This window comes from Streptomyces sp. NPDC047880, assembly GCF_040706515.1.
Classification (GTDB): Bacteria; Actinomycetota; Actinomycetes; order Streptomycetales; family Streptomycetaceae; genus Streptomyces.
Genome location: NZ_JBEZOK010000037.1, coordinates 54,623 through 67,476, shown reverse-complemented (window position 1 = coordinate 67,476; position 12,854 = coordinate 54,623). Strand labels below are relative to the sequence as shown.

15 protein-coding genes are annotated in these 12,854 nt (G+C 70.4%); 5 read left to right on the top strand and 10 right to left on the bottom strand.

Annotated features, from left to right (window positions below):
* Nucleotides 1-66 precede the first annotated feature (66 nt).
* From AB0937_RS36250 to AB0937_RS36215, 8 genes are all read right to left on the bottom strand, one after another.
* Nucleotides 67-399 (bottom strand): TcmI family type II polyketide cyclase, encoded by a 333-nt coding sequence (locus AB0937_RS36250; RefSeq protein ID WP_366718079.1) that lies wholly within the window; start codon nucleotides 397-399, stop codon nucleotides 67-69.
* Between the two features lie 20 nt (nucleotides 400-419).
* Nucleotides 420-923 (bottom strand): SRPBCC family protein, encoded by a 504-nt coding sequence (locus AB0937_RS36245; RefSeq protein ID WP_366718077.1) that lies wholly within the window; start codon nucleotides 921-923, stop codon nucleotides 420-422.
* 1 nt (nucleotide 924) lies between these two features.
* The gene (locus AB0937_RS36240; protein WP_234848428.1) at nucleotides 925-1,179 is read right to left on the bottom strand and encodes an acyl carrier protein; all 255 of its coding nucleotides are present in this window, start codon (nucleotides 1,177-1,179) and stop codon (nucleotides 925-927) included.
* A 30-nt stretch (nucleotides 1,180-1,209) separates the two neighbouring features.
* Complete coding sequence (locus tag AB0937_RS36235; RefSeq protein WP_366718075.1) at nucleotides 1,210-2,463, bottom strand: ketosynthase chain-length factor; 1,254 nt, start codon at nucleotides 2,461-2,463, stop codon at nucleotides 1,210-1,212.
* On the bottom strand, nucleotides 2,460-3,728 hold the full coding sequence (locus AB0937_RS36230; protein ID WP_366718073.1) for a beta-ketoacyl-[acyl-carrier-protein] synthase family protein: 1,269 nt from the start codon (nucleotides 3,726-3,728) through the stop codon (nucleotides 2,460-2,462). Before AB0937_RS36230 ends, AB0937_RS36235 begins: the two co-directional genes overlap by 4 nt.
* The gene (locus AB0937_RS36225) at nucleotides 3,725-4,138 is read right to left on the bottom strand and encodes a cupin domain-containing protein (RefSeq protein ID WP_366718071.1); all 414 of its coding nucleotides are present in this window, start codon (nucleotides 4,136-4,138) and stop codon (nucleotides 3,725-3,727) included. Before AB0937_RS36225 ends, AB0937_RS36230 begins: the two co-directional genes overlap by 4 nt.
* A 98-nt stretch (nucleotides 4,139-4,236) precedes the next feature.
* Complete coding sequence (locus tag AB0937_RS36220; protein ID WP_366718070.1) at nucleotides 4,237-5,391, bottom strand: SchA/CurD-like domain-containing protein; 1,155 nt, start codon at nucleotides 5,389-5,391, stop codon at nucleotides 4,237-4,239.
* 331 nt (nucleotides 5,392-5,722) lie between these two features.
* The gene (locus AB0937_RS36215) at nucleotides 5,723-7,381 is read right to left on the bottom strand and encodes an FAD-dependent monooxygenase (protein WP_366718092.1); all 1,659 of its coding nucleotides are present in this window, start codon (nucleotides 7,379-7,381) and stop codon (nucleotides 5,723-5,725) included.
* Nucleotides 7,382-7,758: 377 nt separating this feature from the next.
* On the opposite strand from AB0937_RS36215, the gene AB0937_RS36210 reads away from it, so the two are divergent.
* Both AB0937_RS36210 and AB0937_RS36205 read left to right on the top strand, forming a co-directional pair.
* Nucleotides 7,759-8,202: a DUF6325 family protein gene (locus tag AB0937_RS36210; RefSeq protein WP_366718090.1), complete on the top strand. Its 444-nt coding sequence runs from the start codon at nucleotides 7,759-7,761 to the stop codon at nucleotides 8,200-8,202.
* A gap of 41 nt (nucleotides 8,203-8,243) precedes the next feature.
* Nucleotides 8,244-8,519 carry an SHOCT domain-containing protein gene (locus tag AB0937_RS36205; RefSeq protein WP_366718068.1) on the top strand — a complete coding sequence of 92 codons (276 nt, stop codon included), beginning with the start codon at nucleotides 8,244-8,246 and terminating at the stop codon, nucleotides 8,517-8,519.
* A gap of 188 nt (nucleotides 8,520-8,707) precedes the next feature.
* On the opposite strand, the gene AB0937_RS36200 is transcribed toward AB0937_RS36205, so the two are convergent.
* Nucleotides 8,708-9,148, bottom strand: a complete 441-nt coding sequence (locus AB0937_RS36200; protein WP_366718066.1) for a MarR family transcriptional regulator — start codon at nucleotides 9,146-9,148, stop codon at nucleotides 8,708-8,710.
* A gap of 100 nt (nucleotides 9,149-9,248) precedes the next feature.
* Here AB0937_RS36200 and AB0937_RS36195 point away from each other — a divergent pair, with 100 nt between their 5' ends.
* Both AB0937_RS36195 and AB0937_RS36190 read left to right on the top strand, forming a co-directional pair.
* Nucleotides 9,249-9,788, top strand: coding sequence for a phenolic acid decarboxylase (locus AB0937_RS36195; protein ID WP_366718064.1), 540 nt, complete (start codon nucleotides 9,249-9,251; stop codon nucleotides 9,786-9,788).
* 92 nt (nucleotides 9,789-9,880) lie between these two features.
* Nucleotides 9,881-10,921 (top strand): vWA domain-containing protein, encoded by a 1,041-nt coding sequence (locus tag AB0937_RS36190; RefSeq protein ID WP_366718062.1) that lies wholly within the window; start codon nucleotides 9,881-9,883, stop codon nucleotides 10,919-10,921.
* A 74-nt stretch (nucleotides 10,922-10,995) separates the two neighbouring features.
* Here AB0937_RS36190 and AB0937_RS36185 read toward each other — a convergent pair whose 3' ends face one another.
* Complete coding sequence (locus AB0937_RS36185; protein WP_366718060.1) at nucleotides 10,996-12,060, bottom strand: enoyl-CoA hydratase/isomerase family protein; 1,065 nt, start codon at nucleotides 12,058-12,060, stop codon at nucleotides 10,996-10,998.
* A 204-nt stretch (nucleotides 12,061-12,264) separates the two neighbouring features.
* Between AB0937_RS36185 and AB0937_RS36180 the strand changes: the two genes are divergently transcribed.
* Nucleotides 12,265-12,687, top strand: a complete 423-nt coding sequence (locus AB0937_RS36180; protein WP_104781710.1) for a DUF350 domain-containing protein — start codon at nucleotides 12,265-12,267, stop codon at nucleotides 12,685-12,687.
* Nucleotides 12,688-12,854: the final 167 nt, after the last annotated feature.

The window sequence follows — 12,854 nt, the reverse complement described above, 5'->3', positions numbered from 1 at the left end:
CGCGCCGGGCGGGGGCGCGGCCCCCCCGCCCCCCCCCCCCCCGCGACCGGTCGTCACCGGCGGCGGTCAGCCGGCCGGTTCGCGCTCCCAGAAGTAGAAACGCTGCGCCATGGCGTCCTTGGGGGAACGCCAGGTCTCGGGGTCGTACGCGCTGACGTACGCGGCGAGTCGCTCGCTGACGTCCCGGAACTCGGGGTGCCCGGTGACCTTGGCGATGGCCGGTCCGGGGTCGCGTTCGGCCTCGATCAGGTGCATGTACACATCGCCGAACTGGAAGAGGCTGCGCCGGGTCACACCGACGAGCCGCGGCAGCTCTCCCCGGTCGGACTCCGCGAACACCTCGGCGATGTCGGGCGCCGACCCCGGGGCCATCCGGGCGACGATCAGAGCTTGGTGCATGGGGTCGTCCTCCGTCCGGCTCAGTCGTTCGGACCGTGCGCCGCGCGGCCGTTCAGACCGTGCGTCGCGCCGCGCTCCGCGGCGATCTTCTCGATGCGGTCCCGGATCAGCGCCATCTGCACCTTGGAGTTCCGGTTGATGTTGTCCGTCATCCACTCGTCGTCGACCGGCGCGTCCGGCTTCATCGCGAAGTCCTGCGTCCACACCATCCGCGTGCCGGCCGGTACCTCCTCGTACCGCCAGTGGATGTCCATGTGGGCGAAGGGCCCCGTCTCGACGCGGCGGGCCTTGACGGTGAGCGTCTCGCGGTCCGGCTCGCGCTCCGAGATCCAGCTCCACACGGTGCCGTTCTCGTCGGGGTGCATGGTCAGCCGGAACGTCGTCTTGTGGCCCTCCCGGGAGAGGATCTCGACCGAGGCGTACTCGCTGAACAGCTGAGGCCAGTTCTCCAGGTCGTTGGTCACCTCCCAGACCAGGTCCAGGGGCGCCGCGATGGTGATCTCGTTCTGCGTGTGTCCCGTCATTTCACGCTCCTGCCATGAGGGCACTGTTGACCAGGTCGAGGAACTGGCGCGGCGTCTTGCTGCGTTCGGCGTCCGGCGGCATCGGCGTGCCGTACCGGTTCTCCAGCTCGCCGACGATGCCCAGCAGGCCCAGCGAGTCGACGCCCATGGGTTCGAAGACCGCTCCGTCGCGGCGGAGTTCCTCCGGGGTGACGGTGGCACCGGCACACTTCTTCATGAGTTCGGCCAGCTCTTCCACAGTGATGCGGTCGGTCATGTCATTCCCTTTCCTTGCCTGTTCGGCGCCTCACGACGAGGCGTCGGTGGCGCCGTGCCGCAGCACGAGCGCCGAGTTCGACCCCATGAGTCCCCGGCTCAGCAGCAGCGCCGTACGCACCTCGGCGGTACGGGCCCGGCCGGTCACCAGGTCGAGGTCGTGGCAGATGTCGAAGACGTTGGGGGTGGGCGGGAGCAGACCGTGCTCCATCGACAGCACCGCTGTCGCGGCGTCCGTCAGCGGTGCCGCGCAGTAGGCCCTGCCGATCCCCGTCTTCGGGGCGGTGACCGGCACCCGGGTGCCGTGGGCTCCGAGAGCGTCGGCGATGGCCAGGGCCTCGGCGCGGTCCGCCTCCGGTACGCCGAGGGCGTCGGCGAAGACCACGTCGATCTCCTCGGGGGCGCAGTCGGCCTCGGCCAGCGCTCCGCGGATGGCCTGGGCGAGGCCTTCCCGGGACTCCTCCCAGCGGGAGGCTCCGGTGAAGGTCGCCGCGTGCCCGGCCAGGTGGGCCCGCACGCGGGCGCCCCGTTCCCGGGCCGTGCGCTCCGCCTCCACCACGACCATGGCGCCGCCCTCCGCGGGCACGAAGCCGCTGGCCGCGGACGTGAACGGGCGGTAGGCGCAGGTCGGGTCGTCGACCGTGCTGAGTTCCCGGTAGCCGAGTTGGCAGACCACCGAGTAAGGCGCGATCGGCGCCTCGGTCGCCCCGGCCACGATCACGTCGGTGCCGCGCCGCACGGCCCGCGCCGCGTGGGCGAGGGCGTCCAGGCCGCCGGCCTCGTCGGCGGCGACGACCGAGCAGGGGCCTTTGAAGCCCCGGCGGATGGAGATCTGGCCGGTGCTGGCGGCGTAGAACCAGGCGATGGACTGGTACGGGCCGACGAAGCGGCTGCCCTTGCCCCACAGCTGCTGGAGTTCACGCTGTCCGAACTCGCCGCCGCCGGAACCGGCCGCGGTGACCACACCCACCGAGAACGGCGCGTCGTCAGTCTCGGGCCGGTGCAACTGGGCGTCTTCCAGGGCGAGGTCGGCCGCGGCCATCGCGAAGTGGGTGAACCGGTCGGTCTGGACCAGGAAGCGTTCCTCGATCGCCGCCGACGGATCGAAGTCGCGCACCTGGCCCGCCACGCGCAGCGGCAGGTGTTCACAGCCGTCGCGGGTGATCCGGTCCAGGGCGCTGATGCCCTCCCTGGTGGACTTCCAGAAGGTCTCGGTACTGGCTCCGTTGGGCGCGACCACACCGATTCCCGTGACGGCCGCGCGCCGTGTCCGGGGTTCGCTCATCGTGTCTTCTCCCTCGGCCGGTTCATGACCACCGCGGACTGGAAGCCACCGAACCCGCTGCCCACCGAGAGCACGCTGGTGAGCTTGCGCTCGCGGGCGACGCGCGGGACGTAGTCCAGGTCGCACTCGGGATCGGGGGTCTCGTAGTTCGCGGTCGGCGGTACCACCTGGTGGGCCAGGGCCAGCACACAGGCGACGAGTTCGATCGCTCCGATGGCGCCCAGGGAGTGGCCCACCATCGACTTGATGGAACTCATGGGGGTCTCGTAGGCGTGGGGGCCCAGGACCCGTTTCACCGCTGCGGTCTCATGGCGGTCGTTCTGCTTGGTGCCCGACCCGTGCGCGTTGACGTAGTCGATCGCGGTGGGGTCGAGCCGTGCGCGGTCGAGGGCGTCCTCGATGGCCCGGGCCATCTCCAGGCCCTCACTGGTCAGGCCGGTCATGTGGTAGGCGTTGCCGAAGGTGGCGTACCCGCCGAGCTCGCAGTACACGCGGGCGCCACGTGCCCTGGCGTGCTCGAACTCCTCCAGGACCAGGACGGCGCCGCCCTCGCCCATGACGAATCCGTCCCGGTCGGCGTCGAAGGGACGCGAGGCGTGGGCGGGGTCGTCGTTGTTCGGCGAGGTGGCCTTGATCGCGTCGAAGCAGGCCATGGTGATCGGGGAGATCGGCGAGTCCGAGGCGCCGGCTATGCACACGTCGGCCCGGCCCTCCTGCACGGTGTGGAACGCGTACCCGACGGCGTCGAGCCCGGAGGTGCAGCCCGTGGAGACGGTCTGCACCGGGCCGCGCGCCCCGAAGCGCTCCGCCACGGTCGAGGCGAGCGTGCTGGGCGAGAACGCGCGGTGCAGGTCCGGGCCCGCTTTCCGGTGGTCCACGTCCCAGTGCTGTCCGCTGCTGCTGACCAGGACGTAGTCGTTCTCCAGCCGGGTGGTGCCGCCGACCGCGGTGCCCAGCGAGACCGCTACGCGCCACGGGTCCTCGGCGTCGATGTCGAGTCCGGCGTCCCGTACCGCCTCGTCCCCCGCGACCATGGCGAACTGGATGTAGCGGTCGCATCGTGCCACGTCCCGCGCGTCCAGACCGTGGGCCGCGGGGTCGAAGTCGCACTCGGCGGCGATCCGTGAACGCAGACCGGCCGGGTCGAAGAACGTGATGGCCCGTGTCGCCGTGCGCCCGGCGGCCAGCAGGTCCCAGAACGCCGGTACGCCTATGCCGCCCGGTGCGACGATGCCTATGCCGGTGACCACCACGCGTCTGGTCATGACCGGACCTGACGTCGTGCGGCTGCCTCCGCTCCCACCACTGCGGACTCGGCGTCGGTCTCCTCGGTGTCGACGTGGCCCAGCGGCGGGCTCGGGGCCAGCGGGCCGAGGTGGAAGACCAGCCGTGCCTCGACGTCGCCGACGTTGCGGAAGCGGTGGCGCACGTTGAGGGGGATCAGCAGCCCCTGCTCGGGCCGGAGCGGGTGCGGCTCGCCGTCGAGGTCCACCTCCAGCTGCCCGCACACGACGTACACGAACTCCTCGGAGTACGGGTGGTAGTGCTCGGCGATGCGGTCGCCGGGCTCGATGAGGGCCACGCCCATGAAACCGCTGGTGGCGCCGACCGCGGCCGGAGTGAGCATGGCGCGCAGGTCACCGCCTCGCCGGCGGTTGGGCTCGACGTCGCTCATGCTCACGATTCGGGGACGAGATGTGATCACGCGTTCCTCCGTTGATGTGCTGCACCACCGTGGGAGAGGCAGGCACCGCCTCTCCCACGGACGGTGAATCAGGCGTCGGGCGACCGGCGGTCGGTGACGAGCTCCATGCGCGCCAGTTCGAGGAGGCGCGCCATGGCGCCGTCCTCGGGCGCGGACGCCGGTGTGCCCGCGTCGTCCAGGAGCGTCGTCAGCTCGGCCACCTGTGCCGAGTCGGTGAGGCCCAGGATCCGGACGGGGTCGGCGGCTTCGATTCCGTCGCGCACGTCGATGAGCCGTACGACGACGTCGTCGCGCTGGAAGATGGTGCTGCGCAGGACCGGGCTGTGCGGGTCGTCCGCCGCCGCCTCGTCCTGACGGGCCAGGAGTTCGGCCAGCTTCATGCCGATGTCCGGCCGGGCCGGGTAGTACAGGGCGTACCGCTCGGCCTGGGCGTTCTGCTGGTCCGCCGTCACGTGGTGGACGGCCGGCAGCGCGGCCCTGGTGAAGAACACCCGGGCGGACTCGGGGTCGTTGAGGTCCCGGTCCTGCTCCAGATGGGGGTTGATGGCCTCCTCGACGGCCCGCACCTCGGGCTGCCGGGCGACATGGCGCAGCGCGGCCAGCAGGTCGCCCCGCACCTCGATGGCCCGCACCACGCGGTTGCCGTGCATGAACAGCGAGGTGCGGCACAGCCGGGTGGTGTCGTCGACCTGCGGCTCGGGCGAGGCGTAGTCGGCGAGGATCTTGGCGACGATCTCCTCGCTGCCCGGCTTGACGGTGAAGGTGAGCGCGTGCCGGATGAGGCCGTCGCCGATCCTGGGTGCCGTCTGGAGCCGGCGCTCCTCCTGGCCGGCGTCCGCCGCCGGGCCGCCGGTTTCGCGGACGACGTGGAAGCGCAGCGAGCGGGTGTCGCGGACGCAGCTGTGCAGTGGCTCCACCATCCGCACGTGTTCCTCGCTGTTGACCCAGGCGAGGAACGGCGGGGCGCTCTCCCACTCGCTGGTGATGAGCCACTGGGAGGGGTTCTCGATCGACTGGCAGAGTTGGTCGCTGACATGTCCGGGGACGGACGCGACCTGGTTGCACAACTGTTCGTAGGCCTCGAGGAACTCCTGCTGGGCGCCGTCGTGGACGTCGACCAGAAGGACGACCCGGAGCCGGGAACCGTCGAACACGGACTGCGAGACATGGTGCGACGCCTGCCGCGTTCGCGAACCTGCAACCCGTTCGGATGTGGTGGTCATCCTGCGCACATCTCCTTCGCGGAGGGGAAAGTGAACGTTGGCCGCAGTGATGCGACGTCAGCGTTCCTCGATCCTGTGCCCGTCCCCGCACATCGCGCGACTCGGATGAAGTACGTGAGTGACGGGGAGGGGGTCGTCCGGACGAGATGAACGGGGGAGACCTCGGCCGTCGAGGGGGTCCCCGACCCGCCGGCCGCTGTCCCCCGCACAGGTGAGGTGCTGTGTCACGGCCCGCGCCACCGGCGCATGACATGCCGGTGGCGCAGGCGGCCGACGCCGTCACCGCGGGCAGGTCACGCCCGGCGTCCGGCGCCGGCGGGCCCGCGGTGCCTCAGGTGACGGCCAGCCCGGTCCGCAGGACCTCGCGCAGCACCGCCTCGGCGTCCGCCTCGGGGCCCGGTGACCGCCATGCGACGAACCCGTCGGGCCGGACGAGCACGGCGCCGCCGGGTCCGGTGCCGTGGCGCTCCGCCCAGTCGACTGCGTCCTCGGGCACCAGGTCGGCGGGCGCTCGGGTGCCCACCCGGTACGACGTGAGCGGGAGGGACAGCTCGTCGGCGAGGCGGAGGGCGGCCTCGTGCCACGCGTTCGGCTCCGCGGCGTCACTGAGCAGCACGAGCGACCGCTCGTAGAGGTCGAGCGTCGAGATCCGCTCGTCCCCGCGACGCACCCAGAGGTGAGGGGCCCTGCTGCCGGGTCCGCCGGTCAGGTCGAGGCCCTCCGGCACGACCGGGGCGGCGGGGTCGGCGCCTACGACGGCGCCCTGCGGATAGCGGTAGCCGAGGGCCACGTTGAGGATGCCCTGACGTGGGCCTCCGCCGCTCGCTCCGGGGGGCGGGGCGAATCCCGGGTGGCTGTGTTCGGCCGACCGGGCCGCGGCCCGCGCGCTGGTGGCCTCGGCCACGGGGCGGCGCTCGGCGTCGTAGGTGTCCAGCAGCCGCTCCCCCGCCCAGCCGTCGAGTACGGCGGCCAGCTTCCAGGCGAGGTTGTGCGCGTCCTGGATGCCGGTGTTGGACCCGAAGGCCCCGGTGGGGGACATCTCATGGGCCGAGTCACCGGCGAGGAAGACCCGTCCCGACCGATAGCTGCGGGCGACCCTCTGGGCGGCGTGCCAGGGCGCCTTGCCGGTGATCTCCACATCGAGGTCGGGTACGCCGACCGCCCGGCGGATGTGTTCGGTGCACCACTCGTCGGTGAAGTCCTCCAGGGACTGCCCCTGCTCGGGGTGCCACGGGGCGTGGAAGACCCAGTTCTCGCGATTGTCCACGGGCAGCAGGGCGCCGTCCGCCTCCGGGTTGGTCAGGTAGCAGACGATGAAGTGACGGTCGCCCACGACGTCAGCGAGACGTCGGGAGCGGAAGGTGAGGCTGACGTTGTGGAAGAGGTCGCCGGGCCCGCTCTGCGCGATGCCGAGCTGCTCACGCACGGGACTGCGGGGGCCGTCCGCGGCGACGAGGTAATCCGCGCGGACGGTGGTGTGCTCGCCCGTCTCGCGGCTCTTCACCACCGCGGTCACCCCGCCGGGGTCGCTGTCGAACGACATCAGCTCGGTGGAGAAGCGCAGGTCGCCCCCGTGTCCGCGGGCGTGGTCGAGCAGGACCGGCTCGAGATCGTTCTGGCTGCACAGGCACCAGGCGCTGGGGCTGAAACGGGCCAGCCCGCCGCCCGGGTCGATGTCCTTGAACAGCCACTCACCCGCGTCCCCGACCAGGGTGGGCGCCTGCAGGATGCCGTGGTTGACGGACAGGGTGGCGGCCGCCTCATGGATCGCCTTCTCCACACCCGCCACCCGGAACAGCTCCATGGTGCGGACGTTGTTGCCCCGGCCCCGCGGGTGGATTGACGTGCCCGCGTGGCGCTCCACCAGCAGGTGCGGTACGCCCAGCCGTCCCAGGAACAACGAGGTTGACAGGCCGACCAGGGAGCCGCCCACGATGAGGACAGGGACGTCGATGGTCCGGTGGCCCGCCTGTCCGGCTCGTTGGTTCATCACTCTCGCCTCCAGTGCGTCGATGCCGCCGACCCAGCCGGATACGGCGGAGATCCTCATGCATGCCCCGGGACGGTGACAGCGGCTCAGGCTTCACCCGCGTGCTCGGCGGCGCGGCCCCCCGCGCGGGACCCGCCATGACCGCCGCCCCCAGGCGTTCGGGGCCGGGTCCGTCACGGCGAGGGGAACGGCACAGCCCGCGGACAGGGCACTCGCGGTCCCGTCTCGCCCTCCACCACCGATGGATCGGTACGACGGGCGTCCGCAACCCCAGCGCGCCGTGGGTGGCCCGCTCACGGAGTGCGAGGCCCGGGACCCGGTGCTGGAATGGTGGCGGGGGCGGCAGGAGCACAGCCGTGACGACCAGAGGTGACGCCGTGAGCGAGGAACGCGAAGAAGTGGGGCCCATCGACTACCTGGTCGTCGAGTTCCCCGGGAACCGCATGACCGGCGAGGGCTTCCCCCTGCTCGTCGATCTGGTGGACCGCGGTCTGATCCGGATCCTGGACCTGATGTTCGTCAGGAAGGACGAGGACGGAACCGTGACCGGCATGGAGATCGCCGACCTCACCGGTGACGGCGCGCTCGACCTGGCCGTCTTCGAGGGCGCCTCGTCGGGCCTGCTGGGCCAGGACGACATCGAGGAGGCGGCCACCGCGCTGGAACCCGGGTGCTCCGCCGGCATCCTGGTCTATGAGAACGTATGGGCCGCGCCGTTCGCCGCCGCCCTGCGTCGCGGCGGGGCCAGGCTGGTCGCCTCGGGACGGATCCCGGTCAATGCCGTCCTCGCCGCCCTCGACGAGATCGAAGCCGCTCGCTGAACGGCATTCGACAACGCTGACGGCCAGAAGGGAACGCAGCCATGCCAGGTCTGATTCGCGGAGTCGCGCGCACCGCCGTCGTCGCGGGCACCGCGACCGCCGTGTCGAACCGCGTCACACGGCGACAGCAGGGGCGCTGGGCAGCACAGCAGGGTTACGGCGAGTACGCACCTGAGCCCCGGGCCGCCGCCGAGCCGTCGGCCCCGGACATGACGGACAAGATCGAACAGCTGAAGCAGCTCGGTGAGCTCAGGGCCCAAGGAATTCTCACCGAGGCCGAGTTCGAGGAGCAGAAGCGCAGGCTCCTGCAGGCGTGATCAGAGGCGGCCCCGGGACCGCGGGTCGTGCGGAAGGCCGACACGACGGACTGACGCGGGTCGCGCGGGAAAAGGGGGGGAAGGGCCGCGTCGACCTCCCCAGGTGTCGCAGCCCTTCCCGTCCAGCTGCAAGCGCTTACCCCGACATCCGGATCTCATGCCTCACTTCGTCGCGCGTGACCCCGGAGTCAGTCACATCGCTCTTCCAGGGCGCCGATCAGCTCCCTGAGCGCCGGCAGCGCCTCCTCGATGGCCCCCCGCCGGCCGGGCGAGAGGGCGGCGAGGGCGCGCCTCAGCTCCTGCGTGCTCACTCGGTCGTACCGGCCGAGCAGGTCCAGGGCATGAGGGGAGGCCACGAGGGTCACCGTGCGCAGATCGGTGGACGACGGCCTGCGCTCGACGAGCCCCGACGCCGTCATGACGCGGACCAGGTTGCTGACCGTCGAGGAGGCCACACGCAGACGGGTCGCGACCTCACCTGGCGCGAGGGGGCCGGCCTCGGACAGAACCCTCAGGAGTTCGATCTGGGCCTCGGGAAGATCCGGCAGGTCTTCCGCGCGGCGGGTGCGCAGCAGCACGGCACGCCGCAGCGGTCCGATGAGGCGGCCGAGATCAGTCGCGATGTCCATGTGCTCATGATGCCCCCGACATGGTTTCGCCACAAAATAGTTTTGTGACAAAATAGAGCGGCGACACGACGGCACAGCGAACGACAAGGAGATCGCCCTCATGGCCGGCCACGAAGCACACCGGACCACCGCGCGGAACCCCGTACCTGAGCAGGACCTCTCCGGGATCGTCGGCCACCGCTTCATCTACACCTATGCCAACGGCTGGCAGTACGAGATGTACGTGAAGAACGCGACCACCATCGACTACCGGATCCACTCCGGCATGGTGGGCGGCCGCTGGGTCAAGGACCAGCGGGTCGACCTGGTCCGGCTGGACGACGACCACTACAAGGTGTCCTGGCACGAGCCCACCGGCACCTCGGTGTGCGTGAACGTCATGCCCGGCCAGCGCCGCCTGCACGGCGTGATCTTCTTCCCGCGCTGGGTCGAGGAACACGGCGAGCGCACCGTCCTCTACCAGAACGACCACCTCGACGAGATGCGCCGCTTCCGCGACGAGGGCCCGACCTACCCGGTCCACGTGGTCCCGGAGTTCGCCGAGGTCACGCTCTTCGAGTTCGTCGGACCCGACGACGACACCGTCATCGCGACGGCCCCGGGCGACCTCCCGCCGGGCTGGTCCGACCGCACCGGCTGACCACCGGGTGCCGGTCGCAGATTCGCTCAAGATCGATTGTCAGTGGTGGGTGAGAAGGTAGGAACATCAAGCCGGAACGAGGGGGAGCTGTGATGTCCGCAACCCAGAACTACATCAACCACGTTGCTCTGGTCCTGGATGCCAGTTCATCGATGTCGCACCTGAGCCGCAAGGTCGTCGATGTCGCCGACCAGCAGATCGCGTACCTCGCACGCCGTTCGAGGGAGCTCGACCAGGAAACGCGCGTCACGGTGTACGTCTTCGCCGACAAGGTGGAGTGCGTCATCTACGACAAGGACGTGCTGCGCATGCCGTCGCTGAAGCAGCTGTACCGAACCGGTGGAATGACGGCCCTCCTGGCAGCCGCACTGAAGTCACAGAGCGAGCTGGCGCAGACGGCCCAACTGTACGGCGACCACAGCTTCCTGACGTTCGTTCTGACGGACGGACAGGAGAACGCGAGCCACCGCTGCCCGGACACCCCCGCCACGGATCCACGTCAACTGGTGCAGGCGGTCGCGGAGATGATCCGGACACAGCAGGACAACTGGACGCTGGCGGTTCTGGTGCCCGACCAGATGGGCAAGCGCGAAGCCATGCAGTGCGGCTTCCCCAAGGACAACATCGCCATATGGGACGCGACCAGCACGCAGGGCCTGGAGGAGGCCGGGCAGGTCATCCGGCAGGCCACCGAGAACTTCATGATGGGCCGCACCCAGGGCATCCGGGGGTCGCGCGCGGTGTTCTCCACGGGCGCCGAAGCGGTCAACGAGGACACCATCAAGGCGGCCGGACTCACTCCGGCCGACCCGTCGAAGTACCAGCTGATCCCGGTGGCCCGCGACGCGGCGATCAGGGAGTGGGTCATCGAATGCGGGCACACCTACCAGACCGGTGCCGCGTACTACCAGTTGAGCAAGTCGGAGAAGATCCAGGCGCAGAAGCAGATCGCGGTGCTGGAGAAGAAGACCGACCGTGTGTACACCGGTCCCCAGGCCCGGGCCCTGCTGGGGCTTCCCAACACGGAGGTGCGCGTCAAGCCCGACCACAACGACCACTTCACGATCTTCGTGCAGAGCACCAGCGTCAACCGGAAACTCGTGCCCAACACGCGCCTGTTGCTCATGCTCTGAGTGTCCGCGCCGCCGGTGGGGTGTCGGGAACCGGCTGCCGACACCCCGTCACGGTGTTCGATGCGGGTGTTCCCTCAGCAAGGGCCCGGCGACAGGCCGAGTTCGCGGGCGCCGAGCGGGGTGAAGAAGCGCTCCACATCGGCGTCGGTGACCTCGGCCAGGGTCTTCGGTGACCAGCGCGGCGTGCGGTCCTTGTCGACCACCTGGGCACGGATGCCCTCCACCAGATCGGAGGTGTCCAGGCCGGCGCAGGAGACGCGGTACTCCTGGTCGAGGACGGGCTCCAGCCGGCCGAGCTCCCGGGCTCGGCGCAGGGAGGCGAGGGTGACCTTGAGGGCGGTCGGCGACCTGCCGAGCAGGGTCTCCGCGGCCTCCTCGGCTGCGGGGTCACCGTGCGCGAGCAGCCGACGGACGATCTCCTCGACGGTGTCGGCGGAGTAGCAGGCGTCGATCCAGTCGCGCCGGGCGGCCAGGACGCCTTCCGGGGGCGTCTGGGCGCAGCCGGCCAGGGCCTGCTCAGCGGGAAGTTCGGCCAGGGCGTCGAGGAGGCCCGGCAGCGAGGCCGTCGGCACGAAGTGATCGGCGAGTCCGCACAGCATCGCGTCGGCGCCGCCGATCTGAGCCCCCGTCAGGGCCAGATGGGTGCCCAGTTCACCGGGGGCGACGGCGAGCAGATGGGTGCCGCCCACGTCCGGCACGAAACCGATGCCGGTCTCCGGCATGGCGACCCGGGACCGCTCGGTGACGACACGGACGTCGCCGTGCGCCGACACACCGACACCGCCGCCCATCACGATGCCGTCCATCACTGCGACGTACGGCTTGGGGTAGCGGGCGATGCGGGCGTTGAGGTGGTACTCGTCGCGCCAGAACAGGGCCGAGGCGGTGCCGTCGCCGTCGCGGGCGTCGTCATGGATGGCACGGATGTCACCGCCGGCGCACAGGCCGCGCTCCCCCGCGCCGGTGATCACGACGGTCTCGACGGCGGGGTCCCGCTCCCATGCGCGAAGCGCCTCGTCGATGCGGCGGACCATGGTGTGGGTGAGCGCGTTGAGTGCCCGCGGCCGGTTGAGCGTGATGCGGGCGGCGCGCCCGCTGATGTGAAAGAGGACGGGCTCCGCTTCCCCGGCTCCGCTCATCGGAACGTCTCCCCCGGGTCGTGGACCGTCGTGACGTGCATGTGCTGTCGGTTCCTTCCCATTGAGGTGGAGGGTACTTCGTCCCCCTCATCGGTGATCTCCCAGGGGGCGGGCGCCGTTCGCCGGCCGGCATGTGTGCGCTAGATTTTGCCTCCCTTTGACCGCGATCACTCATGATCCCTAAGTTTCGGAGTTGGCATCCCCATGAGCGACATCGTCAACGGACTCGGCCGGGCCACTGCATACGGCGGTCTGGGACTGGTTCTGTTGCTCCTCGGCATCGTCCTGGTCGACGTGCTGACACCCGGGAAGCTCGGCCGGCAGATCTGGGAGGAGCGCAATCGCAACGCCGCGACGGTCCTCAGCTCCGCACTGCTCGGCATCGGCGGCATCGTGTTCACGTCCATCTGGACGACCTACGAGGACTTCGGCAAGGGGCTCGTCTCGACCGCCGCGTTCGGGGTGCTGGGTCTGGTCATGATGGCGGTGGCCTTCCTGGTGGTGGACCTGGTCACGCCGGGGCGCCTGGGTGCCACGCTGGTGGAGGCGGAGCCGCATCCCGCGGTCTGGGTGACGGCGTCCTGCAACCTCGCCGTCTCCGCGCTCATTTCGGCGTCCATCGCCTGAACCGCCTTTCCTGTCGGGCTCGTCAGCGGCTTCGGCGGCTTCTCGAGCAACAACCCTCGCGGCACAGTGAACGCACAGCCGTCCTCCTTCCTCTTGCAGGGCGAAACCCGCAACCGAGAGGAAACTGCTGTGCGTTCACCTAGACGTTTGCGTCCGCTCCTGCACCC

Coding starts and splice junctions, on each gene's coding strand:
- AB0937_RS36225 (WP_366718071.1), bottom strand. CDS start 4,138: ATGAGCGACGTCGAGCCCAACCGCCGGCGAGGCGGTGACCTGCGCGCC.
- AB0937_RS36200 (WP_366718066.1), bottom strand. CDS start 9,148: ATGGACATCGCGACTGATCTCGGCCGCCTCATCGGACCGCTGCGGCGT.
- AB0937_RS36250 (WP_366718079.1), bottom strand. CDS start 399: ATGCACCAAGCTCTGATCGTCGCCCGGATGGCCCCGGGGTCGGCGCCC.
- AB0937_RS36235 (WP_366718075.1), bottom strand. CDS start 2,463: ATGAGCGAACCCCGGACACGGCGCGCGGCCGTCACGGGAATCGGTGTG.
- AB0937_RS36190 (WP_366718062.1), top strand. CDS start 9,881: ATGTCCGCAACCCAGAACTACATCAACCACGTTGCTCTGGTCCTGGAT.
- AB0937_RS36245 (WP_366718077.1), bottom strand. CDS start 923: ATGACGGGACACACGCAGAACGAGATCACCATCGCGGCGCCCCTGGAC.
- AB0937_RS36215 (WP_366718092.1), bottom strand. CDS start 7,381: ATGAACCAACGAGCCGGACAGGCGGGCCACCGGACCATCGACGTCCCT.
- AB0937_RS36185 (WP_366718060.1), bottom strand. CDS start 12,060: ATGAGCGGAGCCGGGGAAGCGGAGCCCGTCCTCTTTCACATCAGCGGG.
- AB0937_RS36230 (WP_366718073.1), bottom strand. CDS start 3,728: ATGACCAGACGCGTGGTGGTCACCGGCATAGGCATCGTCGCACCGGGC.
- AB0937_RS36180 (WP_104781710.1), top strand. CDS start 12,265: ATGAGCGACATCGTCAACGGACTCGGCCGGGCCACTGCATACGGCGGT.
- AB0937_RS36240 (WP_234848428.1), bottom strand. CDS start 1,179: ATGACCGACCGCATCACTGTGGAAGAGCTGGCCGAACTCATGAAGAAG.
- AB0937_RS36220 (WP_366718070.1), bottom strand. CDS start 5,391: ATGACCACCACATCCGAACGGGTTGCAGGTTCGCGAACGCGGCAGGCG.
- AB0937_RS36195 (WP_366718064.1), top strand. CDS start 9,249: ATGGCCGGCCACGAAGCACACCGGACCACCGCGCGGAACCCCGTACCT.
- AB0937_RS36205 (WP_366718068.1), top strand. CDS start 8,244: ATGCCAGGTCTGATTCGCGGAGTCGCGCGCACCGCCGTCGTCGCGGGC.